Below are 25,816 nucleotides of genomic sequence, written 5' to 3' on the forward strand. Positions count from 1 at the left end.
GTGGCGCGGTGCGCGTCAGTCGCGCGGCTTCTCGCGCATCTCGTACGTGGCGATCAGGTCGCCGAGCTGGAGGTCGTTGTAGGACCCCAGGTTGATGCCGCACTCGAAGCCCTCGCGGACCTCGGTGACGTCGTCCTTGAACCGCCGCAGGCCGGCGACCTCGACGTTCTCGGCGACGACCACGCCGTTGCGGGTGATCCGCGCCTTGGCACCCCGCTTGATCTCGCCGCTGCGGACGATGGATCCGGCGATGTTGCCGAACTTGCTGGAGCGGAAGATCTCGCGGATCTCGGCGGTGCCGAGCTCCACCTCCTCGAACTCCGGCTTGAGCATGCCCTTGAGCGCGGCCTCGATCTCCTCGATGGCCTGGTAGATCACCGAGTAGTACCGGATCTCCACGCCTTCGCGGTCGGCGTACTCGGCGTTCTGGCCCTCGGCGCGCACGTTGAAGCCGATGATCACGGCGTTGGACGCGACGGCGAGGTTGATGTTGTTCATCGTGATCGCGCCGACGCCGCGGTCGATGATCCGCAGGTCGACCTCGTCGCCCACGTCGATCTGCAGCAGGGCGTCCTCCAGGGCCTCGACCGAACCGCTCGCGTCACCCTTGAGGATGAGGTTGAGGGTCTCGACCTTGCCCGCCGCGAGGGCCTCGTTGAGGTCCTCGAGGGAGATGCGCTTGCGGGACTTGGCCAGGCTGGCCTGGCGGTCCGCGGCCTCACGCTTCTCGGCGATCTGGCGGGCGGTGCGGTCGTCGGGGGCGACGACGAAGGTGTCACCGGCCCGCGGCACGGAGGCCAGACCAAGCACCTGGACGGGTCGGGAGGGGGTGGCCTCCTTGACCTGCTTGCCGTGCTCGTCGAGCATCGCGCGGACACGCCCGTGGGCGGAGCCCGCCACGATCGCGTCACCGACGCGCAGGGTGCCCTGCTGGACCAGGACGGTCGCGGTGGCACCGCGACCGCGGTCCAGGTTGGCCTCGATGGCGACGCCGCGGGCGTCGGTGTCGGGGTTGGCCCGCAGGTCGAGGGCGGCGTCGGCGGTCAGCAGCACGGCCTCGAGCAGGGCGTCGATGTTCTGCCCCTGCTTGGCCGAGATGTCGACGAACATCGTCTCGCCGCCGTACTCCTCGGCGATCAGGTTGTACTCGGTCAGCTGCTGGCGGACCTTCGCCGGGTTGGCGCCGTCGACGTCGATCTTGTTGACGGCCACCACGATCGGCACGTCGGCCGCCTGGGCGTGGTTGAGCGCCTCGATCGTCTGGGGCATGACGCCGTCGTCGGCCGCGACCACGAGGATGGCGATGTCGGTGACCTTGGCACCGCGGGCACGCATGGCCGTGAAGGCCTCGTGACCGGGGGTGTCGATGACGGTGAGTTTGCGGTCCACGCCCTCGTGCTCGACGGCCACCTGGTAGGCACCGATGTGCTGGGTGATGCCGCCGGCCTCGGTCGCGATGACGTTGGCGTTGCGGATCGCGTCCAGCAGCCTCGTCTTTCCGTGGTCGACGTGACCCATGACCGTCACCACCGGGGGCCGGGCCTGCAGGTCGTCCTCGTCCTCCTCGTGCTCGAGGTCGATGTTGAACGACGCGAAGAGCTCCTGCTCCTCCTCCTCCGGCGAGACGACCTGGATGTCGTAGCCGAGCTCGGCGCCGAGCACCTTGAAGGTGTCCTCGTCGAGGGACTGGGTGGCCGTGGCCATCTCGCCGAGGTGGAACAGCACCGTGACCAGCGAGGCCGGGTTGGCGTTGATCTTGTCGGCGAAGTCGGTCAGGGACGAGCCGCGACGGACGCGGACGACCGTCGTGCCGTTGCCGCGGGGGACGGAGACGCCACCCAGCGACGGAGCCTGCATCTGCTCGAACTCCTGGCGCTTCGCGCGCTTGCTCTTGCGACCGCGGGCCGGCTTGCCGCCACGACCGAAGGCACCCTGGGTGCCGCCACGACCGGCGCCACCGCCGGGGCGACCGCCACCGGGACGCGGGCCGAAGCCGCCACCAGGCGCACCGCCGCCACCGGGGCGGAAGCCACCGCCACCGGGACCGCCGCCGGGATGACCGCCACCGCCACCGCGGGCGGGACGCTCGCCGGGACGGGGGACGGACGACCGGCTCGGCATCGCGCCGGGGGTCGGGCGGGGGCCACCGGGACGCGGCGCGGCCGGACGAGGTCCGCCAGGACGCGGGCCGCCCGGCGCTGCGGGGGCGCCGGCGGCACCACCCGCAGCACCGGCAGAGCCGCCGGGACGCGGCGCCTGCGGGCGGGGCATTCCCTGGGAGGGGGCGAAGGGATTGTTGCCCGGACGGGCGTTCCCCTGACCGCCGGCCGGACGCGGGGCACCCGGGCGGGGGGCGGCGCCACCCTCGCGGGCGGGACGCTCACCCCGCTCGGGACGCTGCCCCATGCCCTGGGAGGGGGCGAAGGGGTTGTTGCCGGGGCGCGGGGACCCGCCCTGAGCACCGGGACGCGCGCCGGGGCGCGGCGTGCCGGCCTGGGGACGAGCCCCGGGAGCGGCCGGGGCGCTCTTGGCGGCGGGGCGCGGGCCGGGGGTGGCGCCGGGGCGCGGGGTGGCCGCCCCAGCTGCCGGAGCAGCAGGCGCGGCGTCCTTCGACACCGGAGCGGCCTTCTTCTGCGGCGCAGCCTTCTCCGGAGCGGGGGCAGCCTCGGCAGCGGGCTCCGCGGGGACGACCGGCGACGGGGCGGCCGGGGTCGCCCGGGGGCCGGGAGTCGGTCGCTGCGCGGGGGTCGCCGGCGCCGCGGGGGCGGCGGTAGGCGCCACGGCGGGGGCCGGCGTGCTCGGCTGCGCGGTCGGCTTGGCGGGCGCCGACGTCTCGGCGGCCGGGACGCTCGGGGCGGCCGGCTTGCTGGCCGGACCGGGGGTGGGACGCGACGAGGAGGTGCTCGGCGCGGGGGCGGGCTTGCCGCCGGAGGGGGCCGACGCGGACGGCTGCTTGCCGTCGGCCAGCTCTGCCGGGAAGGACTCCCGGATACGACGCACGACGGGCGCCTCGATCGTCGAGGACGCCGCGCGGACGAACTCTCCTTGGTTCTTCAGGTGCTCGAGCAGAACCTTGCTCTCGACTCCGAGCTCCTTCGCGAGCTCGTAGACCCGGACCTTAGCCACAATTCTCCTTGATCTCGGTCCGGGCTGGCGCGGAGGTGATCCTCCGCCGGTCGCGGACCGCCGTTACTGCTGGGGGCTGTTCATCGCTGAGTACTCATCGGGTGCTCATAGCGTCAAACCCGCTTTCGGTTCTTGGACGGTGCTGTCGCGCGCCGGTGGTCACCGACCCGCCTCCTGCTGCTCGCGGGCGCCCTGGACCCAGGCCCGCACCAGCTCGACGTCCACGTGCACCTCCGCTCGGAGGGCACGAGAGAACGCCTTGCGTCGCAGGGCGAGGTCCAGGCAGGCGATGTCGGGGTGGAGCCAGGCACCACGTCCCGGCAGTCGCTTGCGCGGGTCGGGGGTGACGAGCAGCCGCCCGTCGTCGCCGACCACGGCGACCGCTCTCAGGAGAGCCGCCCGGTCAGCCACCTGCCGACAGCCCACACAGGTGCGCGGAGTCGGCGCGGTCGCAGGACCGGACCGAGACAGTCTACCGCGCTCCCGGGCGTGTCGCCGCACTGCCTCGGGCTCAGTCACCCTGCCCCTGCGTGTCGTGCTCGGCGGCGGGCGCCGCGGCGGTGTCCGGGTGGATGTCGATGCGCCACCCGGTGAGCTTGGCCGCCAACCGGGCGTTCTGCCCCTCCTTGCCGATGGCCAGGGACAGCTGGTAGTCGGGCACCACGACCCGGGCCGCCCGGGCCTTGGGGTCCACGACCTCCACCGAGACCACCCGCGACGGCGACAGCGCCGCGGCCACGAACTCCTGGGGGATGTCGGAGTAGTCGACGATGTCGATCTTCTCGCCGTGCAGCTCGGCCATGACCGCCCGCACCCGGGCCCCCATCGGCCCGATGCAGGCACCCTTCGCGTTGACCCCGGGGGTCTTGGCCGCGACGGCGATCTTGGTGCGGTGCCCGGCCTCGCGGGCCAGGGCGGCGATCTCGACCGTGCCGTCCGCGATCTCGGGGACCTCGAGGGCGAACAGCTTGCGCACCAGGTTGGGGTGGGTGCGCGACAGCATGATCTGCGGGCCGCGGGGGCCGCGCTTGACCGAGACGCAGTAGCAGCGGATCCGCTCGCCGTGGACATAGCGCTCGCCGGGCACCTGCTCCGACACGTGCAGCTCACCCTCGACACCGCCGGTCAGGAGCACCTTGACGACGCGCGGGTTGGCGTCCTGCTGGATCACGCCCGACAGGATGTCGCCCTCCTTGCCCGCGAAGTCGCCGAGGACGCTCTCGTCCTCCAGGTCCCGCATCCGCTGGGTGATCACCTGGCGGGCCGTGGCTGCCGCGACCCGCCCGAAGTCGGCCGGGGTGTCGTCATACTCCCTCGGCTCGGGGCGCGGCTCACCCTCGACCACGGGACCGAGGTCCTCGGTGGCCCAGACGGTGACCTTGCCGGTCTTGCGATCCAGCTCGACGCGGGCACGCCGCGCGGCGCCCTCGGTCTTGGAGTAGGCCAGCAGCATCGCGTCCTCGAGGGTCTTGAAGAGGACGTCGATGGGGATCTCGCGCTCGGTGGCGAGCATCCGCAGCACGGCGATGTCGATGTCCATCAGTTCTTCTCCTCGGTGGTGCGGGCAAACTCGACCTGCACCTGGGCGCGGGTGACGTCGGCGTAGGACAGCTGCTGGGTGGTGGTCGTGCCCTTGGTGGTGACCTCCAGGGTGACCGTCGCCGGACCGGCCGCGACGATGCGTCCGGTCACGGATCCCTCGCCCGTGGTGGCCTTGAGCAGACGCCCGACGTTGCGCCGGTAGTGGCGCGGCTCGGTGAACTGGCGGTCGACGCCGGGCGAGCCCACCTCCAGCACGTAGGGCTGCTCCCCCATCACCTCGGACTCGTCCAGCACGTCGCCCACGACGCGGGTCGCATCCGCCACCAGGTCGAGGTTGAGCGGTTCGATCGGGGTGGTGTCGTCGGCCGGCGGGGCGGTGACCAGGTCGGTGTCGACCGTCAACCGCACGAGGCGCCGACGACCCACCTGCTGGACCGTCAGCTGCTCGACCATGAGGCCGAGATCGGCGAGCGCGGGTGCGAGCAGCTCCCGCAGGGACTGCTCGGTGCCCTTGGTGACCATGGGAATGCCTCCGCCTCGTGATGTGTCGCTGGCTGGGTGCCCGGGAGTCGGTCGCGCCGGGTCACCCGTGCCGGATCGGGCGCCGAGACCTGGTCGTCGGGCGCCGTCGCCGGAATGCGCTGGGCTCCCGGCAAAGTCCACACCTTATGCCATCTCGGCGCCACCACAGTATCGGCTGGATCCGGGCACCACCGGGGCGCCACGGCGCGGCCGTCCCACCGATCTACCGCACCGGGGTGGGAAGATCACCGCATGGCCGACCCTGACCCCGCGACGCCACCGCGCCCCGGTCGTCCGGCTCCCCGCCCGGCAACCGAGCCCACCGCCGGCGCCGAGGACGCGGGAAGGACCGAGGGCACGGGGAACGCCGAGACCGCCCCAGACCCCAAGACCACGCCTGAGGAGGCCGGTCCGACCTCATCGGACGCGGATGGCGACGAGCGCGCCGCGGCACCGGCCCCTGCCCCGGAAGCGCCCTCCCCCGCAGACGCCCCCGAACCCGAAGCACCAGCCACCGAGCCACCCACCACGACGGCCCCGACTCCCGCGCCACCGGCGGGCGGGTCACCGGCCGAGACGGCCGAGACGGCCGCACCCACCACGAACGACACCCCCGACACCCCTGCGGGCAAGACCACCCAGACACCCCCCGACGCCGCACCCACACCAGCCCCCGACGCCGCACCCCACGAGACCGGTGGAACCGCGCCGAGCACCGACACCACCCACCCCGAGACCCCCACCCCCACCCCGGAAGCGCCCTCCCCCGCAGACACCCCCGAACCCGAAGCACCAGCCACCGAGCCACCCACCACGACGGCCGAGACGGCCGCACCCACCACGAACGACACCCCCGACACCCCTGCGGGCAGGACCACCCAGGCACCCCCCGACGCAGGAACCCCCACCCCGGACACCACACCGGCGTCCCAGCCGCAGATCCTCGAGGAGCCCCGACCGGCCGCCGCCCCGATGGGGCCACCCGCACCGGAGCGACGGATTCCTCGGCGAGGGGTGCTGGGCCTCGGTGCGCTTGCGCTGGGGACCGTCATCCTCACCGGGACGATGCGCAGCTGTCGGGTGCGTCTGGAGGACGACGCCCCGCGCCTGCCGCTGCTGCCGACCCGCGAGCCCACGCCGGACGAGGGGCTGCTGGTGCGGGCCTGGGCGGACGCGGTGCAGCTGGGTCGTATGGCGTCCGCGACCGGCACCTCCGGCGCGGCGGCGGCGAGGCTGCACGCCGCCCAAGCCGCCGCCCTGGACCAGGTGCTGCGAGATCGACGGGTTCCGCAGGACATCCGCACCCGAGCGACCGTCGCCGCCACGACCACCGCGGGTGGGTCCCCCACGACCGGCACCGCTCCCGCGTCTCCCACGGACGGGTCTCCCACGACCGAAGGCAGCGCTGCGCCGACGACGGCCGGCGCAGGCAGCGCCACGGCCCCCTCGTCCCTCGGGCTCGCCGCTGCCGAAGGGGCCGCCTGGTCGGCCGCCGCCGTCGACGCGCTCGCCCGCGCCCAGGCGCCGCAGCTGCCTCTCCTCGCGTCCGTCGCGGTCTGCCGGGCCCGGCTCGCCGGGCTGGGAGGCGCCCCGGTGTCGTGGCCGGCCTGGGGCGTCGGCGCCTCGCCCGCCGACGGGGCGCTGGTCGCCGCCCTGCGGGAGGCGAGATTCTACCTGGAGGTCGCGGCGGCCCGGACACCAGAGGCCTCGCGGGCGCCGGTGCAGCGCGAGCTGGACCGGGTGACGTCCCTGGTCGTGCTGCTCCAGGGCCGGGCCGCGAGCGCGGCCCCTGCGCCGGCCGACGAGGGGCCTCCCGGCGATTCGTCGAGCACCGCGGCCCCCGGCGCCGCGCCCACGAGCTCGGCGAGCACCGACCCTGCGGCCCCCGCCGCCCCCGACGGCGGCGACGGCGGCGACGGCGACGGCGACGGCGACGGCCTCGGACCTGGCCGCGCGGCGCGCGAGGACTCGTCCCCGTCCGGCGACGCGACAACGGCTGCGGTCCCGGGGATCCGCGCCGCTTGGCCCCTGCCCTTCCCGGTCACCGATGCGGCGGACGGCCGCCGGCTGGTCACGTACGCGCTGCGCACCCTGGAGCTGCGCCTGGGGGCCTGCTGGCCCTCCGCCGCAGGCTCTCGCGAGGCAGTGCTGTCGGTGAGTCGGCTGGTCCACGACACGGTGGTGGCGGGCGCCGCCTGGGGCGTGCCGCTGCGTGCCTTCCCGGGGCTGGCTCCGTGACCTCCTCAGAGGCCGGCGCCGTGGCCTCGCCCGGGGCACCCGGCCCCGTCGTGCTGCCCTCGGGACTGGTCGCGGCGGTGCGCGGCCGACCGGCCGACGACGTCCGCGACGGTGACGGGCGCCCGCTGCCGGACGGCGACGCCTGGCTGGACCGGCTGCCCACCCTGGTGGCCGGGTTGCTCGCCGACTGGCGGCTGCGGGTCGACGGGCCGCCCCGGCACGGCGGGTGCGCGCTCGTGCTGCCCGTGAGCCGCCCCGGCACCCGAGGGATCCTCAAGGTCACCTGGCCCCACGAGGAAGCACGCCACGAGCACCTGGCCCTGCGGGCCTGGGACGGGCGGGGCGCGGTGCGGCTCCTCGCCGCGGACCCCGCGCGCTGGGCCATGCTGCTCGAACGCCTCGACCACGAGCGCGACCTGACCACCGAGCCGGTGCTGGACGCCTGCGAGGCGATCGGGGCGCTCCACGCCGCCCTCGACCGACCTGCGCTCGCCCGGATCGGCACCGCGTCCGCCTGGTGCGGCCGGATCGCCGCCCGGCTGCAGGACGCTCCCCCGTCTCTCCCCCGCCGACTGGTCAACCAGGGACGACACCTCGCGCGGGAGCTGGCGGCCGACCCGCAGGTGGACGCCCGTCTGGTCCACGCGGACCTGCACTACGAGAACGTGCTGGCCGGGCAGCGACCCGGTGCGGTCGGCGGCTGGCTGGCCATCGACCCCAAGCCGCTCGCGGGAGAGCCAGCGCTCACCGTCGCTCCCCTGCTGTGGAACCGGTGGGATGAGGCGACCCGGGCGCACAGCCTGCGCAACCACCTGCGGTTCCGCGTCGACTACGCCTGCGAGCCCATGGGTGTGGACCCCGAGCGTGCCCGCCGCTGGGTGGTGCTGCGCGAGCTGGACAACGCGTGGCACGCCGCCCGGGCAGCGGCCGGGCAGGAGCGGGTGACCCAGGCGATCACCATCATCAAGTCGATGACCGGCTGAGAGCTCAGGTCCCCTGCCGGGCCACGGCCAGGGCTGCCACCAGCTCCTCGACGCTGCGCACCCGGACGTCCGGGTCGAGCAGCCCCGCCCGGGCGAGCAGCTCGGTCGCCTGCACCTGCCAGGGATGCCGCAGCCGGGCCCGGGACACCAGATCCCGGTCGGCGAGCACCTCGGCCACCGGCCCCTGGACGACTGCGCCGTCGGCGACGACCGCGGCCTCGTCGGCCCACCCCAGCGCCGCATCCACCTCGTGGGTGGACAGCACCACGGTGGTGCCGTGCTCCTCCAGTCGCCCGAGCGCGCCGAGCATCTCGTCGACCCCCCGGGGATCCAGGCCGGCCGTGGGCTCGTCGAGCAGGAGCAGCTGCGGACGCATGGCCACGGCTCCGGCGGTGGCGGCCCGCTTGCGCTCGCCATACGACAGCTGGTGGGTCGGCCGATCGGCGAGGTGCTCGATCCCCAGGAGCGTGAGGGCCTCCGCGACGCGCTCACGGACCTGCTCGACGGGCAGCCCGAGGTTCATCGGCCCGAAGGACACGTCCTGGCGCACGTCGGCGCTGAACAGCTGCGCGTCCGGGTCCTGGAGCACCAGCTGCACGCGCTGCCGGTGGGCCCGAAGTCCCTTGCGCGAGTAGTCGACCGCCTCGCCGTCGACATACACCTGGCCAGCCGCGGGCCGGTGGCTGCCCGCCAGGCAGCGCAGCAGGGTCGTCTTGCCGGACCCGTTGGCGCCGAGGATCGCCAGCCGCCGACCCCCCGTCACCTGCAGGTCCGCGCCGTGCAGCACCTCCGGGCCGCCGGGATAGCCGGCCCGCAGCCCGCGGGCGACGAGCCGGTAGACCTCGGGGTCGCGCCGGCCGTGGTCGCAGCCGGGTCCGCGGTGGCTCATCGGGCCCCCAGCGCCCAGGACGAGGCCGACACGGTGGCGAGCAGCAGCAGCGTGCCGGCCACGAAGGCCGGGGAGTGCCGCTCGGTGCGGGGCAGGGTGAGCAGGGCCGTCTCGTAGCCGCGACCCGCGAGCCCTTCCTCCAACCTCCTGGCCCGGTCCCACGAGCGGGTGAGGACCGCCGCGGTGAGCATCCCCGCCGAGCGCAGGGAGGTGCGCCACCCCTGGTAGCCGAGGCGCCCCGCCTGTGCCTCCCGGATCTGACCCTGGGCCTCCAGGAGGACGAAGAGGATGCGGTAGGTCAACGAGGCCACCTCCACGCACGCGTCGGGCATCCGCAACCGACGCAGCGCCGTCAGCAGGTCCACGACCGGGGTCGTGGCCGCGAGCACGAGCACGGCCAGGGTCCCGGCCACCGCGTGCGCGGTCAGCCCGGCCGCCTCGGCCACCCCGCGGTGGGTGACGGCCAGCCAGCCCAGGCGCAGGTATGCCGGGTCCGCCTGCGGCGCACCGAGGCTCACCGCCACCGAGAGCCCGCTGAGCACGATGAACGCGAGCGGCGCCCGCATGGCCCGGGCGACCAGACCCGCCGGGACCCGCGCCCCGAGGAGGAGCACCACCAGGCTGGCGACGGCGACGAGCACGGACCCCGGCCAGGGGGGCAGCACCAGCGCCACGGCCATCAGCCCCAGGCCGAGCAGCGCCTTGTCCGCCACCGCGCGGGGGCGCCAGGCCCCCGCCCAGGCCGCGTCGTCGATCGCCAGGCCGCCGGACACGTCAGCTCCGGCCGCCGGTCTCGGAGCACGTCGGCAGGGAGTCCGCGGGGGCGCCGCCCGTCGGGAGCGACCGGGTCGAGCCCGACCCGGTGGCCTGGTGGGTGCGGTCGCGGCGGCCGTGCAGGCGGCCGACGACGTAGCCGAGCGCACCGGCCCCGATCGCCGCCTGCATGGCGAACAGCCCCGACTCCACCTCGCTGCTCGACGGCTCGAAGATGCTGTGGAACCACGGCCGGTAGCCGGGGTCGGAGGCGTCGATCGCGGCCGTGGCGGCCGAGTCGGTCCCGCCGAAGCGCTCGCCGTCCGCGGCGCCGCCCCCGGCGACGACGAACGGCAGCGCGAAGAGCACGACCAGGGCCAGGACGCATCCGAGGGTGATCCACCGTGCCCGGGTCATGCGACCACCTCCGGCTGCTGCGCGGCCGCGCGTCCGCGGCCCTCGGCGAGGACCCCGAGGCGGGTGAGCTCGGGGCGGGCGGCGTCGGCCAGGACCCGGAACACCAGGACCCCGAGGAAGCCCTCCGCCAGCGCCAGCGGGACCTGGGTGACGGCGAAGATGGAGAGGAACTTGCCCAGGGCGCCGAGGACCCCGGTGGCGTGGTCCGGGTGCGCCAGCGCCAGCTGCAGCGAGGTGGTGCAGTAGGTCGACAGGTCGGCGAGGGCCATGGCGAGGAAGACCCCCACCAGCTGCGGGGCCCCCAGCCGCCGGGCTGCGGCATACGCCCCATAACCCACCCAGGGGCCGACGACGGCCATGCTCATGACGTTGGCGCCCCAGGTCGTGATCCCGCCGTGGGCGAGCAGGAGAGCCTGGAAGATCAGCACGATCCCGCCGAGGAAGGCCATGACGGGCGGGCGGAACAGCACGGCCCCGAGGCCGGTGCCGGTGGGATGGCTGGACGAGCCCGTCATCGAGGGCAGCTTGATCGCCGACAGCACGAAGGTGAAGGCACCCGCGGCCCCGAGCAGCAGACGGTTCTCGGGAGTCTCGCGGACCTCGCGGACGACCTGACGGCCGCCGTGGACGACGAAGGGGGCGGCGATCGCGGTCCAGGCCGCGGCCTGCAGCGGGGGCAGATAGCCCTCGGTGATGTGCATGGGCACTCCTTCTGGGGGGGATGACGCGTCCCGGTGGAGATGGCCGAGGGGGCAGTCTCTGGCTGGCGCGGGGCAGACACCCGCGCTCACAGTGGCGCGACCGCGCCGGACTCTCACCGGCTTCCTGCGCACCCTCGGGATGACCCTTCGGAGTATGCCACAGCGCACCGAAATGAGAATGGTTATCACTGGTGTGATGGGTGTCGCCCGGTGCTGCTGACCGGTCCACCCCTACGCTCGTCCCATGTCCGCGACGGATGCCATCCTCGTCCCGCCGGTGCACCCCCCGCTGGAGCTGCGCACCGAACGCCTCCTCCTGCGCCCCTGGCGGCCCGACGACCGGGCGCCGTTCGCGGCGCTCAACGCCGACCCCGAGGTGATGGCCTGCTTCCCCGCACCCCTGTCCCGGAAGGAGAGCGACGACCTCGCGGACCGCTGCGACCGGCACGTCCACACCCAGGGATGGGGCCTGTGGGCGGTCGAGGTGGTCGGTGGCGAGCCCTTCATCGGCTTCGTCGGGCTCGACCAGCCCCGGTTCGCCGCGCACTTCATGCCCTGCGTCGAGATCGGCTGGCGGCTGGCCCGGCCCGCGTGGGGTCACGGCTATGCCACCGAGGGGGCGACCGAGGCGCTGCGCGTCGCCTTCGAGGTCCTGGGGCTCGACGAGGTGGTCTCCCTCACCTCCTCGATCAACCTGCGGTCCCGCGCGGTCATGCAACGGCTCGGCATGACGCACCACCTCGCCGACGACTTCGAGCACCCGCTCGTCGCGGCCGACGACGTGCTGCGCCACCACGTGCTCTACCGCGCCCGTCGGGGCGTCACCACCGCGACCGGGTCGGACCTGGGCACCCCGGCGCCCGAGCTCCCGGCCTGACCCGGCCCCCTACCGCCCTGGACCTGCCGTCCTCGGCCTGACCGCGGTCGACCCTCGGGCCTAGCCCCCGGGGAGCCGCGTGACCTGCGAGCGCCGGGGCGTGGCGACCGCGATCCGCTCGTCCCAACGGTCGAACTCGATGCTCCCCGCGTCCGGTCCCGCCGTCGTCTGCACCTTGAGCAGCCGGCCGCTGCCGTCCGCCGCGACCACGAGGGTGGTGACCCGTCCGAGGGCGAGCTCCTGGGCGCGCCGGCCGGCGTAGGAGACCGAGGTCATCCGCATCGGCACGCGGTGGCCGGTCAGGCGCTGGACCGCGTCGACGAGGCTGCCCACCCCGAGGATGCCGAGCTGGGTCGCCGGCCCGCTGGACATCCGCACGAACCGACCGCGGGCCGTCGCGGTGGTGCGCGGGGAGCGGACGTAGGTCACTCCGTCGATGCGACGGATCTCGACGGGCGGCTGGGTGCCGACCGACACCGTGCCCGCCAGAATCAGCCCGTCGCGGGTGCCTGCGAGGTCGAAGGTCATCGGGACCCCGCCGTGGTTGAGGGTGCCGACCGCGTGCAGGCTCGTCGCCGCGGCGACGAAGCGGGACACCTGGTCCAACACCGCCTCGGCCTCGCCCGGAGCGGCCTGCGGGCCGTCACCTCCCGGCATCGTGGGGACCGGCTGCGGGCCGCCGGGAGGCACGGTGCGGGCGGGGGACGGCGTGGGTGGGCTGCCCGACGGCGCCGGGGTCCGCGGGGCGACGCCGGAGGGGGTCGGCGGGAGCTCCAGGGGCTCGCCCGTGCATCCCCCCAGCGTGAGCGTGCCGACGATGGCGAGCGCGCAGGCTCTCGCGACCGTGGTGCGTCGTGCACCCCTCATGCTCGGCTCCCTCGTGCGCCCCGGCAGCCCAGGGCCGCCGCCCCTTCAGGCGTCGTAGTCCAGGCTGACGGTCTCGGTGAGCGGGTGGGCCTGGCAGGCCAGCACGATGCCGGCAGCGACCTCGTCAGGCTCGAGGGCGTAGTTGCGGTCCATCCGCACCTCCCCCTCGACCACCCGCGCGCGGCAGGTCCCGCAGACCCCGCCCGTGCAGGAGTATGGCGCGTCCGGCCGGGCTCGCAGGGTCGCGGCCAGGATCGTCTCCGCGGCGTCCGTCATCACCACGTCGGTGGTGCGGCCGTCGAGGTTGACGGTGACGCGCGCCAGCACGCTCGCCGTCGCGGGGTCGGCGCCCTCGCCCGGGTCCTGGGCGGCGCGGGGCTCGTCGTCGACGTGGAAGACCTCGTAGTGCACGTGGTCCGTGGCGACGCCCTCGCCGGCCAGCACCTCGCGGGCGTTCTCGACCATGGAGAAGGGCCCGCAGAGGTACCACTCGTCGACCGAGTCGACCGGCACGAGGGTCTCCAGGATGCGGCGCAGCCGAGGCTCGTCCAGCCGCCCGCTGAACAGCTCCACGTCGCGAGCCTCGCGGGAGAGCAGGTGCATCAGCTGGAAGCGCTCGCGGTAGCGGTTCTTGAGGTCCTCGAGCTCCTCGAGGAACATGATCGTGCTGGTCGAGCGGTTGCCGAACATCAGGGTGACACGGCTGTCCGGCTCCTCCTCGAGCGCGGTGGTCAGCAGCGACAGGATCGGGGTGATCCCGGACCCGGCGGCGATGGCGCAGTGGTGTCGGCCCCGGGTCGGGTCGGTGGGGACCACGAAGGACCCGGTCGGCGGCATGACCTCCAGCACGTCGCCCGCCGCGACCTCGTCGATCAGCCAGGGCGAGAGGGCGCCGCCGGGGACCCGGCCCACGGCCACCCGCAGCCGGCCCGCCTCCCCCGCGGTGCGGCGCGACAGGCAGATCGAGTAGGACCGGCGCTGCTCGCCACCGTCGACCTCGCGACGCAGGGTCAGGTGCTGGCCCGGCTCGAAGGCGAAGGTCTCGCGCAGCTCCTCGGGCACGGCGAAGCTGATCGCTGCGGCATCGTCGGTGAGCCGCTCCACGTGCGCCACCGTGAGCGGGTGGAACTGCGGGCGCGGGCGGGCGGGCTTGCTCAGCAGAGCCATCTGTCAGATCACCTTGAACTCGTCGAAGGGCTCGCGGCAGGCATCGCAGCGGCGCAACGCCTTGCACGCGGTGGACCCGAAGCGGGCCACCTCGGTCGTCCGGTCGCTGCCGCAGTGCGGGCAGGACACCTGGTGGCGGGACAACGTCACCGGCACCGGGCCGGTGGCCGCCTGCGCGGCCCCGACGGTGGGCGGGGCGATCCCGAACTCGCGCAGCCGCTCCCGGCCGCGTCGGCTCATCCAGTCCGTCGTCCAGGCGGGCGACAGCTGGGTGGTGACCTCGGCCGCGAGCCCTCCCTTGCGGGCCTCGTGGCGGACGAGATCCTCGATCAGGCCCATGGCCGGGCAGCCGCTGTAGGTCGGGCTGATGACGACGCGCACGACGCCGGCGGCCTCGTCCACGTCGACGGACCGGACGATCCCGAGGTCGTCGATGGTGATGACCGGGATCTCCGGGTCCGGGATGGCGCGGATGGCGTCGGCCACCGCCGCCACCGTGGTCACCAGGTGGCGCCGGGGTGCGAGCGCGCGATGTGCTGCATCTCGGCGAGCAGATAACCCATGGGGCGGGCGTGGATGCCGCGGCGCCCGTCGCGAGAGCGCCAGCGCGACGGCTCGGCGGGGGTCAGGGTGGCCTCGGCGAGCACCTCCCCGACATAGGTCCGGACCTCGTCCTCGACCTCGCCGGGCCGCACGCCGAGTCCGGCCACGGCCACCGCCGTCTCGGCCGCGGAGTCGTCGAACAGCTCGGCGACGTAGGGCTCCACGGCCTGGAGGCCGGCCTGCATGCGGCGGTGGGACTCCTCGGTCCCGTCGCCGAGCCGGACCACCCAGGTGCGCGCGTGGTCGCGGTGGTAGGCCAGCTCCTTGACGGCCTTCTCCGCGACGCCGCGCAGCGTCTCGTCGGTCGAGGAGGTGAGGCGCTGCATGATCGCCAGGCGGGTCGTGGCGAACCACAGCAGCCGGGCCATCTCCACGGCGAAGTCGCCGCACTCGATCTCGACCAGGTGGACCGAGCGGAACTCCCGCTCGTCGCGCAGGTAGGCCAGGTCGTCCTCGGTGCGCCCGGTGCCGTCCACCTGGCCGGCGTAGGTCAGCAGCGAGCGGGCCTGGCCGAGCAGGTCGAGGGCGATGTTGCCGAAGGCCATGTCCTCCTCGATGGCCGGGGCGCGGGACACCCACTCCCCCAGGCGCTGGGTGTAGACGAGGGCGTCGTCGGCGAGGCCGAGGACATAGGTCGCGAGGTCGGCCGGCTCGGAGACGCTGCGCGAGGGGCCGGCGATGGTGGTGTCGCTCACAGGTACTCCACGTCCTCGGGGACGTCGTAGAACGTCGGGTGGCGATAGACCTTGTCGGCGCTGGGGTCGAAGAAGGATCCGCGCTCGTCGGGGCTGGACGCGGTGATCCGCCGGGCCTCGACGACCCAGATCGACACCCCCTCCTGACGACGGGTGTACAGGTCCCGCGCGTTGTGCAGGGCCACGGTGGCGTCGGGCGCGTGCAACGAGCCCACGTGGACGTGGGACAGGCCTCGCTTGGCGCGGACGAACACCTCGAACAGGGGCCAGGGGGCCTCGCTCATGCTGCACTCTCCTTCGAGCGCGAGGCCTGCTTGGCGGCATACGCGTTGGCGGCCTCACGCACCCACGCACCGTCCTCGTGAGCCGTGATGCGGTGACTCATCCGCTCGGCGTTGCACGGACCGTCACCCTTGAGCACCCGCCAGAACTCGTCCCAGTCGATCCGGCCGAAGTCCCAGTGACCCCGCTCCTCGTTCCAGCGCAGGTCCGGATCGGGCAGGGTGATGCCGAGCTTCTGCGCCTGCGGGACGGTCATGTCCACGAACTTCTGGCGCAGGTCGTCGTTGCTGAACCGCTTGATCCCCCACGCCATGTTCTGCGCGGTGTGCCCCTGCTGGGCGGCCTCGCCGGAGTCCTCGGGGCCGAACATCATCAGCGCCGGCCACCACCAGCGGTCGGCGGCGTCCTGGGCCATGGCCCTCTGCTCCTCGGTGCCGCGGGCGAGGACCCACAGGATCTCGAAGCCCTGGCGCTGGTGGAAGGACTCCTCCTTGCACACGCGGATCATCGCGCGGCTGTAGGGGCCGTAGGAGCAGCGGCACAGGGGCACCTGGTTCATGATCGCGGCGCCGTCGACGAGCCAGCCGATCGCACCCACGTCGGCCCAGGTCAGCGTGGGGTAGTTGAAGATCGAGGAGTACTTCTGCCGGCCGGCGTGGAGCTTGTCGAGCAGCTCGGCCTTGTCCACCCCGAGGGTCTCGGCGGCGGAGTAGAGGTAGAGCCCGTGGCCGGCCTCGTCCTGCACCTTGGCGATGAGGATGGCCTTGCGACGCAGGCTGGGGGCGCGGGTGATCCAGTTGCCCTCGGGCTGCATGCCGATGATCTCGGAGTGCGCGTGCTGGGCGATCTGGCGGATCAGGGTCTGGCGGTATCCGTCCGGCATCTCGTCGCGCGGCTCGATGCGCAGGTCGCGCCGGATCAGGTCGTCGAACGACGCACTGTCACCCGGGCCGCGGTCGGCCTCGGCAGCAGCCCCGCGGGCCTTCGCGTAGTCGTCGGTCTCGGCCGCGTTGAGCGGCTCGTCCGGGTCGATCGCGTCCGGGTCGATGACGTCGTTGCCATACATGTCCTGCAGTATCCCCGGCCCGGCCCCGCCCCGCAAAAGGATCCTCGGCGCGTCCCGGTCTGCGAGGATCACCCGGGTGAGCGACCACCAGCACGAGCACCCCTCCCCCCTCGGTCCGCAGGCCGACGCCAGCGTCCGCGAGGCGCGGGCCAACGACGCGCCGGCGGTGGGCACGGTCCAGTCGGCCGTATGGCGCGAGGGCTTCGCGGGGCTGGTCCCGTCCGAGGTCCTCGCGGGGTTCGAGCCGCTGCCCTTCGCCCGCGCGTGGCGCGCGTCGCTGGAGCAGCCGCCCTCGCCCCGGCACCGCCTCGTGGTGGCCTGCGCCGGCGCCCAGGTGGTGGGCTACGCCGCGATCGGGCCGTGCGAGGACCCCGATGCCGAGCCCGGGGACGGGGAGCTGCTGGAGCTCGGGATCCATCCCGACGCCCGGCACCAGGGCCACGGCAGCCGCCTGCTCAACGCGGCCGTGGACCTGCTGCGCGAGGCGGGCTTCCTGCATGTCTATGCCTGGGTGCCCGCCGAGCTCCCGGGGTCACGTGCCTTCCTCGAGGCGGCGGGCCTGCGTCCGGACAGCGCCCGCCGGGAGCGGGTGGTGGGCCCGGACGAGCGGGACCTGCTGCGCGAGGTGCGGCTCACCTGCGCACTGGGTTGACCCCTGCCGTGCCGGGCTGTCCCGAGGCCGCGACCTCGCCGAGGGTGATGGGCAGGATCGTGTAGGTCGCCCGGATGTGCTGCTCGACGAGCTCGGCCGCCCGCTCCCCGTCGCCCGCCGAGACGGCGTCGAAGATCGACTCGTGGTGCTGCTGCAGGGAGGCCCGGAAGCCCTCCCAGTCGTCGAGCGAGCGCTCGGCGTCCAGGATGGGTCGCCGCAGGGACTCGCGCACCGCGACCGTCATGTCGGTGACGAGCCGGTTGTGCCCGCTCTCGGCGAGGACCACGTGGAACTCCGTGTCGAGGGCGTTGAACTCGTCCTGGTGGACGGCCGGGTCCGCCATCCGGTCGAGCAGGGCACGCAGCCGGTCCCGGCCGGCGTCGTCCAGGCGACGGGCGGCGAGGGCGACGCTGGAGCGCTCCAGCGCGACACGGGCCTCGACCACCTCGTCGACGGGATACTTCGCCAGGGCGACGTGGAGCTTGAGCAGCCGGGACAGGGCCGCGCTGCGCATGTCGGTGATCCGGGTGCCCGCGTCCTTGCCCGCCCCGACCGCCGAGCTCACCACGCCCTGGGCCTCCAGCGCCCGGATCGCCTCGCGCACGGCGGACCGGCTCACCCCGAGCTCGGCCGCCAGGTCCCGTTCCGGGAGCAGGTGCGTGCCGACCCGCAGGCTCCCGTCGAGGATCCCCGTCTCGACATGATGGATGACCGTCTCGTAGGCCTTCATGCCCGGCATTGTGTCAGTTTACTGTGCAACGAAATGACCCCGGGCTCTTGAAATGGTCATACCGATGAGTGCATAGTGGTTCGATAAGGTCGGACCACTGCCTGAAGGTCTGATCTTTTCCAGAGAACGATGGAGTTCCCATGACCTTTCGACCCGATCTGGCCCCGGTGGGAGGGAGCCTCGCGCTCTCGGCCCTCGTCGCCTGTCTCCCCCTGCTGACGATCTTCGTCGCCCTCGGTGCCTTGCGGTGGAAGGCGTGGACCTCTGGCCTGGCAGCGCTCGCCGTCTCGATCCTGGTGGCCGTGCTGGCCTACCGCATGCCCGCCCCCCTCGCCCTGCTCTCGGCCTCCGAGGGAGCGGTCTACGGCCTGTTCCCGATCGTGTGGATCGTCTTCACGGCCATCCTGCTCTACCAGGTCACGGTCGCCAGCGGCCGGTTCGAGGACCTGCGCGGGGTGTTCAACCTCATCAGCGACGACCCGCGCGTGCAGGCGATGCTGATCGCCTTCTGCTTCGGCGGCCTGCTGGAGGCCCTGGCCGGCTTCGGCGCGCCGGTCGCGATCACCGGTGTGATGCTGATGGCGGTGGGCTTCTCGGCCCTGCGCGCCGCGACCGTGGTGCTGCTCGCCAACACCGCCCCCGTCGCCTTCGGCGCCATCGCCATCCCGATCATCACCGCGGGCAACCTCACCAAGATCCCCTACACCCAGATCGGCGCGTATGTCGGACACCAGACCCCGATCCTCGCGGCCTTCGTCCCGCTGTTCCTGTGCCTGCTCGCCGACGGGCGCCGTGGGGTCCGCGACCTGTGGCCGGTCGCCCTCGTCACCGGGCTGTCCTTCGCGGTGGCCCAGTGGGTCTCGGCGACCTGGCTGTCGGTGGAGCTCACGGACATCATCGCCTCGCTGGTCGGTCTGGGCGCCGCCGTGCTGATGCTGCGCGTCTGGCACCCGCAGGGCGGCGCCGAGGCCCTCGCCCGGCTGCACGCCGACCGCGACGCGGAGCGGGCCGCCATGACCGAGGACGAGCGCCGCGGGCTGACCGAGGACACCGCCGTGCGCACCCACCTGCCGGCCTCGCGCATCTGGATGGCGCTGTTCCCCTACCTGCTGGTGATCGTGGTGTTCTCGCTGTCCAAGCTGGTCACCCCGATCAAGGACTTCCTGACCGGCACCGACCTCAAGATCCACTGGCCCGGCCTGGACGGTCACGTGCTCACCGCCGCCGGCAAGCCGTCGACCTCGACGGTCTACACCCTGCAGTGGCTGTCGAGTCCCGGCACGATGCTGCTGCTGTGCGCCCTGGTCGTCGCGCTCGTCTACCGCGTGTCCGCGGCCGCCCTCGGCCGCGAGGTCACCGAGACCCTGCTCAAGCTGCGCTTCTCCGCGCTGACGATCGCCTCGGTGCTGTCCCTCGCCTACGTCATGAACCAGTCCGGGCAGACCATCACCATCGGCACCTGGATCGCGGGCACGGGCGCGGCGTTCGCCTTCCTGTCGCCGGTGCTCGGCTGGCTCGGCACCGCCGTCACCGGCTCGGACACCTCGGCCAACGCGCTGTTCGCGACGCTGCAGCAGACGGCCGGCAAGAAGGCCGGCATCGACCCGACCCTGCTCGTCGCCGCCAACACCTCCGGCGGCGTCGTGGGCAAGATGGTCTCCCCCCAGAACCTCACCATCGCCGCCACGGCCGTCGGCCTGCTCGGACGCGAGTCCGAGATCCTGCGCCGGGTGCTGTGGTGGAGCCTCGGCCTGCTGGCGGTGCTGTGCCTGATCGTCGGGCTGCAGTCGACGCCGGTGCTGTCCTGGATGCTGCCGTGACCGACCCCGGAGGACCCGACATGACCCTGCACACCCCCTCCCCCCGGGCCGGCACCCGCCCCGGCGAAGGACTGACCGTGGCGCTGTTCGTCACCTGCATCAACGACACGATGTTCCCGTCCACCCCGCGAGCCGTGGTCACCCTGCTCGAGCGGCTCGGCTGCCGGGTGGAGTTCCCCCCGAGCAGACGTGCTGCGGGCAGATGTTCACCAACACCGGCTACTTCGACGAGGCCATGCCGTCGGTGCGCACCTACCTGCGCGCCTTCGAGGGCTACGACTACGTCGTCGGCCCCTCCGGGTCGTGCGTCGGCTCGGTGCGCGACCAGCACCCGATGCTGGCCCGCCGCGACGGCAGCAGCGAGCTGCAGCAGCGCGTCGCCGGCGTGGTGGCCCGCACCTACGAGCTGTCCGAGCTGCTCGTGGACGTCCTCGGCGTCACCGACGTCGGGGCCTACTTCCCGCACCGGGTGACCTATCACCCGACCTGCCACTCGATGCGGGTGACCAAGGTCGGCGACCGGCCCCTGCAGCTGCTGCGCGCGGTCAAGGGCATCGAGGTCGTGGACCTGCCCGACGCCGACCGCTGCTGCGGCTTCGGCGGGACCTTCTCGATGAAGAACCCCGACGTGTCCGTGGCGATGGCGGGCGACAAGGCCCAGCACGTGCGCGAGACGGGTGCGGAGTATGTCGTCGCCGGCGACAACTCCTGCCTGATGAACATCGGCGGCGTGCTCGGCCGGCAGCGTTCCGGCATACGCCCCATCCACCTGGCCGAGATCCTCGCGAGCACCGAGGGCGAGCCGACGGGAGACCGACGATGACGACCCCATCCCCGCGCCGCACCCCGGCCCCGCCGCCCGGCGAGCTGGTCGACAGCCCGGCGTTCCCGCAGGCCGCCCGCCGCGAGCTCGCCAAACCGGTGCAGCGCAAGAACCTCCACCACGCCATGACCACGATCCGCACCAAGCGCGAGCACGTGGTCGCCGAGCACGCCCGGTGGGAGGAGCTGCGGCTCGCGGGCGAGGCGATCAAGAACCGCACCCTGCGACACCTGGACCACTACCTGCTGCAGCTGGAGGAGTCCCTGACCCGGGCCGGCGCCACCGTGCACTGGGCGAGCGACGCCGAGGAGGCCAACCGGATCATCGTGGACCTCGTCCGCGCCAAGGTCGGCGAGCAGGCGATCGCCGAGCGCACCGCGGAGGTGGTCAAGGTCAAGTCCATGGTCACCCAGGAGATCGAGATGAACGAGGCCCTCGAGGCCGCGGGCATCGCCGCCTGGGAGACCGACCTGGCCGAGCTGATCGTCCAGCTGGGTCACGACCGGCCCTCGCACTTCCTGGTGCCCGCGATCCACCGCAACCGCGCCGAGGTCCGCGAGATCTTCCTCGACGAGATGGGCCGCTACGGCCGGCCCGCGCCGCAGGACCTGGACACCGAGCCCGCCCACCTCGCGGGCGCGGCGCGGCTGCACCTGCGGGAGAAGTTCCTGCGGGCCAAGGTCGCCGTCTCCGGGGCGAACTTCGCCGTGGCCGAGACCGGCACCCTGGCCGTCGTCGAGTCCGAGGGCAACGGGCGCATGTGCCTGACCCTGCCCGAGACCCTGATCTCGGTCGTCGGCATCGAGAAGGTCGTGCCCACCGTCGAGGACCTCGAGGTCTTCCTGCAGCTGCTGCCCCGGTCCTCCACGGCCGAGCGGATGAATCCGTACACCTCGCTGTGGACCGGACCCGCCCAGGGCGACGGACCGCAGGAGATGCACGTGGTCCTGCTCGACAACGGACGCACCCAGGTGCTCGCCGACGACTTCGGTCGCCAGGCGCTGCGCTGCATCCGCTGCACGGCCTGCCTCAACGTCTGCCCGGTCTACGAGAAGGTCGGCGGCCACGCCTACGGCTCGGTCTATCCCGGACCGATCGGGGCCGTGCTCACCCCACAGCTGCGCGGCACCGCGTCGGGCGTGGACCGCTCGCTGCCCTTCGCGTCCACGCTGTGCGGCGCGTGCTTCGACGTCTGCCCGGTGCGCATCCCCATCCCCGAGATGCTGGTCCACATGCGCGGCAAGGTCGTCGAGGCCAAGAAGGCCGACCGCGTGCCCCACTCCGAGCCCGCGATCATGGCCAGCGCCTCCTGGGTGATGGGCGACCACCGCCGCTGGGCCACGGCCATGAAGGCCTCGGGCCTGACCGGGCGCGTCCTCGGGCGTCGCTTCGACCACTTCGGGACGCTGCCCTGGCCCATCTCCCGCTGGACGGGGGCACGCGACGTGCAGATGCTCCCGACCGAGTCCTTCCGGGACTGGTGGGCCCGGGAGCGTGGCGACGGCTCGGACCGACCGGCGCCCACCTCACCCACCGCCCAGGACGCCGCCGGTCAGGAAGCACGACACCGCGCGTCCGACCCGCACGACCACGGCCACACCCAGCAGGCAGGAGGCGAGCGATGAGCCGCGACGCCATCCTCGGACGCATCCGCACGGCGCTCGCCGACGTCCCCCGGTCGACCCCGGAGGCCGACGTCGAGATCGCGTGGCGATACGGCCGACCCACCGAGATGCCCGACGTGGTCGGGCGGTTCGCCGAGCGGGTCGAGGACTACCGCGCCGTCGTCGAGCGCTGCCCGGCCGCCCAGGTGCCGTCCCGCGTCGCGTCCGCCCTCGCTGCCCACCGGACGCAGACGGTGGTGCTGCCGGACGGGCTGGACCCCGCCTGGCGGGCCGCCGTCGAGGAGGCCGGGCTGCGGACCGTGCGCGACGACGGGCTCCCGTCCACCACCCTCGACGCCGTCGACGCCGTCGTCACCGGCTGCGTCGTCGGGGTCGCCGAGACCGGCACGATCATGCTCGACCACGGACCGGATCAGGGGCGACGGGCGCTGTCCCTCGTGCCCGACGTGCACGTCTGCGTGGTGCGCACCGACCAGGTCGTCTCCGACGTGCCCGAGGCGATGGCGCGGCTCGCACCCTCGCTGCGGGCGGGTCGCCCGGCCACCTGGATCAGCGGCCCGAGCGCGACCAGCGACATCGAGCTCTCCCGCGTCGAGGGGGTCCACGGTCCCCGCACGCTGCACGTGATCATCGCGGAGTGACCTGCGCCTGCGCAGGCGGCATACCGTCCCTGGGCCCTGTCGTCGGTCCAGGGACGGTATGCCGAACCGGATCCGCGTCGGCGGAGCGACGCTCGGCAGCGCGCTGGACGGCTCCCCCGCCGGCCGCGACACCCGGGCCTGCCTGGCGCGACCTCCCGACGCAGGCGTCGCCCGCCCCCGCGTCGATCAGAGACCGAGGTAGTGCTCCAGCCCCACGGTCACGCCGGGGTGCTCCCCCACGCGACGCACGCCCTCGATCACACCGGGCATGAAGGACGCCCGGTCGAAGGAGTCGTGCCGGATCGTCAGCATCTCCCCCTCGCCACCGAGGAGCACCTCCTGGTGCGCCACCAGCCCGCGCAGCCGGACCGAGTGCACCGGCACCCCGTGCACCCGCGCGCCGCGGGCACCGTCGGGGTCGTGCTCGGTCGCGTCGGGGATCGGTCCGAGCCCGGCCTCCTCGCGGGCGGCGCCGATGAGGTCGGCGGTGCGGGCGGCCGTGCCCGAAGGGGCGTCCACCTTGCGCGGGTGGTGCAGCTCGACGACCTCGACCGACTCGTAGAACCGCGCCGCCTGGGCGGCGAAGCTCATCATCAGGATCGCGCCGATGGCGAAGTTGGGGGCGATGAGCACGCCGGTTCCCTCGGGAGCCTTCTCGATCTGGGCGCGCAGCCTCGCGAGGCGCTCCTCTCTCCAGCCGGTGGTGCCGACCACGCAGTGCACCCCCCGCTCGACGCAGTGGGCGACGTTGGCGGGCGAGGCGTCCGGGACCGAGAACTCCACGACCACGTCGGCGCCGGCGAGGTCGCCCAGGTCGTCGCCCTGGTCGAACCGCCCCACCAGCTCCAGGCCCGTCGCGGCCTCGACCGCGTCGCACACCGTGGAACCCATGCGCCCGGAGGCGCCGATGACGGAGACCTTGATCATGTCGCTCATGTGGTCAGCCTAGGCCCGCGAGCCACCCGCTCAGCGCGGGCGACACCGCGGCACCGGCCGGGTCTCCGCCTCCAGGTCCTCCAAGGACCGCTCGAAGGACACGTCGACCTGCTGGAAGCCCTTGAGCCGGTTGGCGTTGACCAGACCCTCGTAGTACTTCTTGTCGGCGTCGGTGAGGTCGACGTTGTCGGTGAACACCGTGAGCAGCGCCCGCGGGTAGAGGTGCTTGGCCAGCACGACGTTGAGCTCGATCGCCATCACCACCCCGCAGGACGCCAGGAAGCCCCAGCCGAGCAGGCCCAGGACGAGGGCGAAGACGCCATATGCATCCGTGGATCCCTTGACCACGAAGCTCACGTAGGCCGTCCCGATGCTCTGCAGCACCTGCCACCACACGGCGGACAGCAGCGCGCCGGGGATCGAGCGCCGCCAGCGCATCGGGTGCGCCGTCGCGATCCGGAAGATCAGCAGGAAGATCCCGGCGTTGAGCAGCACGGTGAGGGCGGTGAGCGCCCAGCCGCCGCCGGCCCCCAGGTCCAGGCCGTAGGCCGAGGCCGAGCTGGCGATCCCTGACAGCACGGTCGTCACCAGGAGGAAGAGCCCGGCCGTGACGATCAGCAGCAGCGACCGACCGCGGGAGACGAAGGGATTGGGCCGCCGGTTGCGCGGCACCGCCCAACAGACGTTGAGGGCATTCTGCAGGGCCTGCCCGACGCCGAGCGCACCGTAGAGCGCGATCGTCAGACCGATGGCGATGGCCTTGCCGTCACCGTGCAGGCTCTGGGTGGTCAGCTGGGTCCCGATCACCGGGAACTGGCTCAGCGCCGACTCCATGATCCGGTGCTCGATCGTGGGATGCCCTTGCAGCACGAAGCCGAGGATCGAGGACAGCAGCAGGAGGAGCGGGAACGCCGACAGGAAGCCGTAGTACGTCAGCAACGCCGCGAGATAGGGCCCCTGGTCGTCGAAGAACTTGTAGATCACCGCGAGCGGGAACCCCACCGAGCGGTGCCGACGCTGGAAGCGGTCCACCTTGTCCACGATCGACACGAACGCTCCCTTCTCCCGGCGTCATTGTCCCCGACGCAGCGTGAAGTCCGGTGCATCCATCGCAACGGCCAGTCGCACCCGCCCGTCGCACCCGGAGGCGCGTACCCCCGGGGGCGCGGGCCCCCGGGGGTACGTCGACGGGCGGTGCGGTGGCCGCTCATCCCTGGGCGTTCTGCCCCTGCCGGGTCTGCCCACCCTGCGTCTGCCCCTGCTGCGGGCCGCGGCCCGTCACCCGCTGGAGCCGGTCGATGTGCTCGGACGCCTCGGCCTTGGTGAGATCGGCCGGGATCTGCTCGCCGGCCTCGCGGGCGAGGGAGTCCAGGAAGGCCTTCTGGGCCTCGGTCGCCGGCTGGTCACCGGTCACCCAGGTCTCGGGGTCCTTGATCGGCGCGCCGGCGGGGCCGCTGCCCGCGCCGAGCATCTCCTGCTGCCCACCCTGCCCCTGCGGCACCCGACCCTGCCCGTCCTGGCCCTGGGACACGTGGCCAGGCGGGGTGCCCTGCTGCTCGGCCTGCTGCTGCACGTCGGGGCGGCGCGCGGTGGCCTGCTGGTTGCCCTGGGCTGCGAAGCCCTCCTGGGCCACGATCGGACCGCCCGCCGGCGTCCCGGGCCGGGCCGCGTCGTCGACGCCGGTCTGCTCTGCCCCCGTCTGGGTGCTGGCCGGGCCGCGCTGGCCGCGCTCGGCGTCCGCCGGGAGGACCTGCTCGGCGGGCGGCGGCACCTCCTCGAAGGGGAAGGGCGGCTCGTCCATCGGGGGGATCTGGGGCTGCTGGTCGCTCATGACCTGCGACATACCCACTCCTGCCCAGGT

The 25,816-nt window shown here is 73.5% G+C and carries 25 protein-coding genes, 1 pseudogene and 1 riboswitch; of the genes and pseudogenes, 8 read left to right on the plus strand and 18 right to left on the minus strand.

The features are described 5' to 3' along the window. Nucleotides 1–15: 15 nt before the first annotated feature. From infB to rimP, 4 genes are all read right to left on the minus strand, one after another. The gene (gene infB, locus MM438_RS09920; RefSeq protein WP_241452307.1) at nt 16–3,126 is read right to left on the minus strand and encodes a translation initiation factor IF-2; all 3,111 of its coding nucleotides are present in this window, start codon (nt 3,124–3,126) and stop codon (nt 16–18) included. A 159-nt stretch (nt 3,127–3,285) separates the two neighbouring features. Further along, nucleotides 3,286–3,501, minus strand: a complete 216-nt coding sequence (locus MM438_RS16930; RefSeq protein ID WP_241452308.1) for a YlxR family protein — start codon at nt 3,499–3,501, stop codon at nt 3,286–3,288. A gap of 136 nt (nt 3,502–3,637) precedes the next feature. Then, a complete protein-coding gene (gene nusA / locus MM438_RS09930; RefSeq protein ID WP_241452309.1) occupies nt 3,638–4,666 on the minus strand; it encodes a transcription termination factor NusA in 1,029 nt (342 codons plus the stop codon). Continuing rightward, entirely contained in the window at nt 4,666–5,190 is a 525-nt protein-coding gene (rimP, locus tag MM438_RS09935) for a ribosome maturation factor RimP (protein ID WP_241452310.1), read from the minus strand. The genes nusA and rimP overlap by 1 nt, the downstream gene beginning before the upstream one ends. Nucleotides 5,191–5,442: 252 nt before the next feature. Between rimP and MM438_RS09940 the strand changes: the two genes are divergently transcribed. Next, the gene (locus tag MM438_RS09940; RefSeq protein ID WP_241452311.1) at nt 5,443–7,428 is read left to right on the plus strand and encodes a hypothetical protein; all 1,986 of its coding nucleotides are present in this window, start codon (nt 5,443–5,445) and stop codon (nt 7,426–7,428) included. Further along, nucleotides 7,425–8,411, plus strand: a complete 987-nt coding sequence (locus MM438_RS09945) for an aminoglycoside phosphotransferase family protein (protein WP_241452312.1) — start codon at nt 7,425–7,427, stop codon at nt 8,409–8,411. The genes MM438_RS09940 and MM438_RS09945 overlap by 4 nt, the downstream gene beginning before the upstream one ends. 4 nt (nt 8,412–8,415) lie before the next feature. Here MM438_RS09945 and MM438_RS09950 read toward each other — a convergent pair whose 3' ends face one another. Genes MM438_RS09950 through MM438_RS09965 form a run of 4 tightly spaced genes read right to left on the minus strand, consistent with a single transcriptional unit; the run spans nt 8,416 to nt 11,171 of the window. Continuing rightward, nucleotides 8,416–9,300 (minus strand): energy-coupling factor ABC transporter ATP-binding protein, encoded by an 885-nt coding sequence (locus tag MM438_RS09950; protein WP_241452313.1) that lies wholly within the window; start codon nt 9,298–9,300, stop codon nt 8,416–8,418. After that, nucleotides 9,297–10,073 carry a cobalt ECF transporter T component CbiQ gene (gene cbiQ / locus MM438_RS09955; RefSeq protein WP_241452314.1) on the minus strand — a complete coding sequence of 259 codons (777 nt, stop codon included), beginning with the start codon at nt 10,071–10,073 and terminating at the stop codon, nt 9,297–9,299. The genes MM438_RS09950 and cbiQ overlap by 4 nt, the downstream gene beginning before the upstream one ends. Nucleotide 10,074: 1 nt before the next feature. Next, a complete protein-coding gene (locus MM438_RS09960; RefSeq protein ID WP_241452316.1) occupies nt 10,075–10,470 on the minus strand; it encodes an energy-coupling factor ABC transporter substrate-binding protein in 396 nt (131 codons plus the stop codon). After that, nucleotides 10,467–11,171, minus strand: a complete 705-nt coding sequence (locus MM438_RS09965) for an energy-coupling factor ABC transporter permease (protein ID WP_241452318.1) — start codon at nt 11,169–11,171, stop codon at nt 10,467–10,469. The genes MM438_RS09960 and MM438_RS09965 overlap by 4 nt, the downstream gene beginning before the upstream one ends. Nucleotides 11,172–11,203: 32 nt before the next feature. Further along, nucleotides 11,204–11,334, minus strand: a riboswitch (cobalamin riboswitch). 81 nt (nt 11,335–11,415) lie between these two features. Between MM438_RS09965 and MM438_RS09970 the strand changes: the two genes are divergently transcribed. Next, a complete protein-coding gene (locus MM438_RS09970) occupies nt 11,416–12,048 on the plus strand; it encodes a GNAT family N-acetyltransferase (RefSeq protein WP_241452319.1) in 633 nt (210 codons plus the stop codon). Nucleotides 12,049–12,108: 60 nt separating this feature from the next. On the opposite strand, the gene MM438_RS09975 is transcribed toward MM438_RS09970, so the two are convergent. The 6 genes from MM438_RS09975 to paaA are packed head-to-tail and all read right to left on the minus strand — an operon-like array spanning nt 12,109 to nt 16,728. Then, entirely contained in the window at nt 12,109–12,915 is an 807-nt protein-coding gene (locus tag MM438_RS09975; protein WP_241452321.1) for a hypothetical protein, read from the minus strand. A 45-nt stretch (nt 12,916–12,960) separates the two neighbouring features. After that, nucleotides 12,961–14,082: a 1,2-phenylacetyl-CoA epoxidase subunit PaaE gene (paaE, locus tag MM438_RS09980; RefSeq protein ID WP_241452323.1), complete on the minus strand. Its 1,122-nt coding sequence runs from the start codon at nt 14,080–14,082 to the stop codon at nt 12,961–12,963. 3 nt (nt 14,083–14,085) lie between these two features. Next, on the minus strand, nt 14,086–14,568 hold the full coding sequence (gene paaD, locus MM438_RS09985; protein WP_241452325.1) for a 1,2-phenylacetyl-CoA epoxidase subunit PaaD: 483 nt from the start codon (nt 14,566–14,568) through the stop codon (nt 14,086–14,088). A gap of 14 nt (nt 14,569–14,582) precedes the next feature. Next, nucleotides 14,583–15,380 (minus strand): 1,2-phenylacetyl-CoA epoxidase subunit PaaC, encoded by a 798-nt coding sequence (paaC, locus tag MM438_RS09990; protein ID WP_241452326.1) that lies wholly within the window; start codon nt 15,378–15,380, stop codon nt 14,583–14,585. Further along, nucleotides 15,377–15,664: a 1,2-phenylacetyl-CoA epoxidase subunit PaaB gene (gene paaB, locus MM438_RS09995; protein WP_241452327.1), complete on the minus strand. Its 288-nt coding sequence runs from the start codon at nt 15,662–15,664 to the stop codon at nt 15,377–15,379. The genes paaC and paaB overlap by 4 nt, the downstream gene beginning before the upstream one ends. Continuing rightward, on the minus strand, nt 15,661–16,728 hold the full coding sequence (paaA, locus tag MM438_RS10000) for a 1,2-phenylacetyl-CoA epoxidase subunit PaaA (protein WP_241452328.1): 1,068 nt from the start codon (nt 16,726–16,728) through the stop codon (nt 15,661–15,663). Before paaA ends, paaB begins: the two co-directional genes overlap by 4 nt. 76 nt (nt 16,729–16,804) lie before the next feature. On the opposite strand from paaA, the gene MM438_RS10005 reads away from it, so the two are divergent. Beyond that, on the plus strand, nt 16,805–17,380 hold the full coding sequence (locus MM438_RS10005) for a GNAT family N-acetyltransferase (RefSeq protein ID WP_241452329.1): 576 nt from the start codon (nt 16,805–16,807) through the stop codon (nt 17,378–17,380). On the opposite strand, the gene MM438_RS10010 is transcribed toward MM438_RS10005, so the two are convergent. Beyond that, complete coding sequence (locus tag MM438_RS10010; RefSeq protein ID WP_241452330.1) at nt 17,361–18,110, minus strand: FadR/GntR family transcriptional regulator; 750 nt, start codon at nt 18,108–18,110, stop codon at nt 17,361–17,363. The genes MM438_RS10005 and MM438_RS10010 overlap by 20 nt on opposite strands. A 140-nt stretch (nt 18,111–18,250) precedes the next feature. On the opposite strand from MM438_RS10010, the gene MM438_RS10015 reads away from it, so the two are divergent. From MM438_RS10015 to MM438_RS10030, 4 genes and pseudogenes are all read left to right on the plus strand, one after another. Continuing rightward, complete coding sequence (locus MM438_RS10015; RefSeq protein ID WP_241452331.1) at nt 18,251–19,930, plus strand: L-lactate permease; 1,680 nt, start codon at nt 18,251–18,253, stop codon at nt 19,928–19,930. 20 nt (nt 19,931–19,950) lie between these two features. After that, a pseudogene (locus MM438_RS10020) lies at nt 19,951–20,753 on the plus strand ((Fe-S)-binding protein). Then, nucleotides 20,750–22,378, plus strand: coding sequence for a lactate utilization protein B (locus tag MM438_RS10025; RefSeq protein ID WP_241452332.1), 1,629 nt, complete (start codon nt 20,750–20,752; stop codon nt 22,376–22,378). The pseudogene MM438_RS10020 and the gene MM438_RS10025 overlap by 4 nt, the downstream one beginning before the upstream one ends. Further along, nucleotides 22,375–23,019 (plus strand): LutC/YkgG family protein, encoded by a 645-nt coding sequence (locus MM438_RS10030; protein ID WP_241452333.1) that lies wholly within the window; start codon nt 22,375–22,377, stop codon nt 23,017–23,019. Before MM438_RS10025 ends, MM438_RS10030 begins: the two co-directional genes overlap by 4 nt. A gap of 186 nt (nt 23,020–23,205) precedes the next feature. On the opposite strand, the gene dapB is transcribed toward MM438_RS10030, so the two are convergent. The 3 genes from dapB to MM438_RS16935 all read right to left on the minus strand — a co-directional run bounded on the left by dapB (nt 23,206) and on the right by MM438_RS16935 (nt 25,798). Continuing rightward, the gene (dapB, locus tag MM438_RS10035; protein WP_241452334.1) at nt 23,206–23,955 is read right to left on the minus strand and encodes a 4-hydroxy-tetrahydrodipicolinate reductase; all 750 of its coding nucleotides are present in this window, start codon (nt 23,953–23,955) and stop codon (nt 23,206–23,208) included. Nucleotides 23,956–23,985: 30 nt separating this feature from the next. Continuing rightward, nucleotides 23,986–25,005, minus strand: a complete 1,020-nt coding sequence (locus tag MM438_RS10040; protein WP_241452335.1) for a YihY/virulence factor BrkB family protein — start codon at nt 25,003–25,005, stop codon at nt 23,986–23,988. Nucleotides 25,006–25,162: 157 nt separating this feature from the next. Continuing rightward, nucleotides 25,163–25,798: a DUF3072 domain-containing protein gene (locus MM438_RS16935; RefSeq protein WP_420914032.1), complete on the minus strand. Its 636-nt coding sequence runs from the start codon at nt 25,796–25,798 to the stop codon at nt 25,163–25,165. Between the last annotated feature and the right edge of the window lie 18 nt (nt 25,799–25,816).

This window comes from Arsenicicoccus dermatophilus (assembly GCF_022568795.1).
GTDB lineage: Bacteria > Actinomycetota > Actinomycetes > Actinomycetales > Dermatophilaceae > Arsenicicoccus > Arsenicicoccus dermatophilus.

Excerpts from the sequence above, each read along its gene's own strand:
- MM438_RS09940 (WP_241452311.1), top strand. The coding sequence starts at position 5,443 with ATGGCCGACCCTGACCCCGCGACGCCACCGCGCCCCGGTCGTCCGGCT.
- MM438_RS09975 (WP_241452321.1), bottom strand. The coding sequence starts at position 12,915 with ATGAGGGGTGCACGACGCACCACGGTCGCGAGAGCCTGCGCGCTCGCC.
- MM438_RS10010 (WP_241452330.1), bottom strand. The coding sequence starts at position 18,110 with ATGAAGGCCTACGAGACGGTCATCCATCATGTCGAGACGGGGATCCTC.
- MM438_RS16935 (WP_420914032.1), bottom strand. The coding sequence starts at position 25,798 with ATGTCGCAGGTCATGAGCGACCAGCAGCCCCAGATCCCCCCGATGGAC.
- paaA (WP_241452328.1), bottom strand. The coding sequence starts at position 16,728 with ATGTATGGCAACGACGTCATCGACCCGGACGCGATCGACCCGGACGAG.
- rimP (WP_241452310.1), bottom strand. The coding sequence starts at position 5,190 with ATGGTCACCAAGGGCACCGAGCAGTCCCTGCGGGAGCTGCTCGCACCC.
- dapB (WP_241452334.1), bottom strand. The coding sequence starts at position 23,955 with ATGAGCGACATGATCAAGGTCTCCGTCATCGGCGCCTCCGGGCGCATG.
- MM438_RS09950 (WP_241452313.1), bottom strand. The coding sequence starts at position 9,300 with ATGAGCCACCGCGGACCCGGCTGCGACCACGGCCGGCGCGACCCCGAG.
- MM438_RS09960 (WP_241452316.1), bottom strand. The coding sequence starts at position 10,470 with ATGACCCGGGCACGGTGGATCACCCTCGGATGCGTCCTGGCCCTGGTC.
- MM438_RS10025 (WP_241452332.1), top strand. The coding sequence starts at position 20,750 with ATGACGACCCCATCCCCGCGCCGCACCCCGGCCCCGCCGCCCGGCGAG.
- nusA (WP_241452309.1), bottom strand. The coding sequence starts at position 4,666 with ATGGACATCGACATCGCCGTGCTGCGGATGCTCGCCACCGAGCGCGAG.
- paaB (WP_241452327.1), bottom strand. The coding sequence starts at position 15,664 with ATGAGCGAGGCCCCCTGGCCCCTGTTCGAGGTGTTCGTCCGCGCCAAG.
- MM438_RS10015 (WP_241452331.1), top strand. The coding sequence starts at position 18,251 with ATGACCTTTCGACCCGATCTGGCCCCGGTGGGAGGGAGCCTCGCGCTC.
- paaE (WP_241452323.1), bottom strand. The coding sequence starts at position 14,082 with ATGGCTCTGCTGAGCAAGCCCGCCCGCCCGCGCCCGCAGTTCCACCCG.
- MM438_RS10030 (WP_241452333.1), top strand. The coding sequence starts at position 22,375 with ATGAGCCGCGACGCCATCCTCGGACGCATCCGCACGGCGCTCGCCGAC.
- MM438_RS09965 (WP_241452318.1), bottom strand. The coding sequence starts at position 11,171 with ATGCACATCACCGAGGGCTATCTGCCCCCGCTGCAGGCCGCGGCCTGG.
- MM438_RS09970 (WP_241452319.1), top strand. The coding sequence starts at position 11,416 with ATGTCCGCGACGGATGCCATCCTCGTCCCGCCGGTGCACCCCCCGCTG.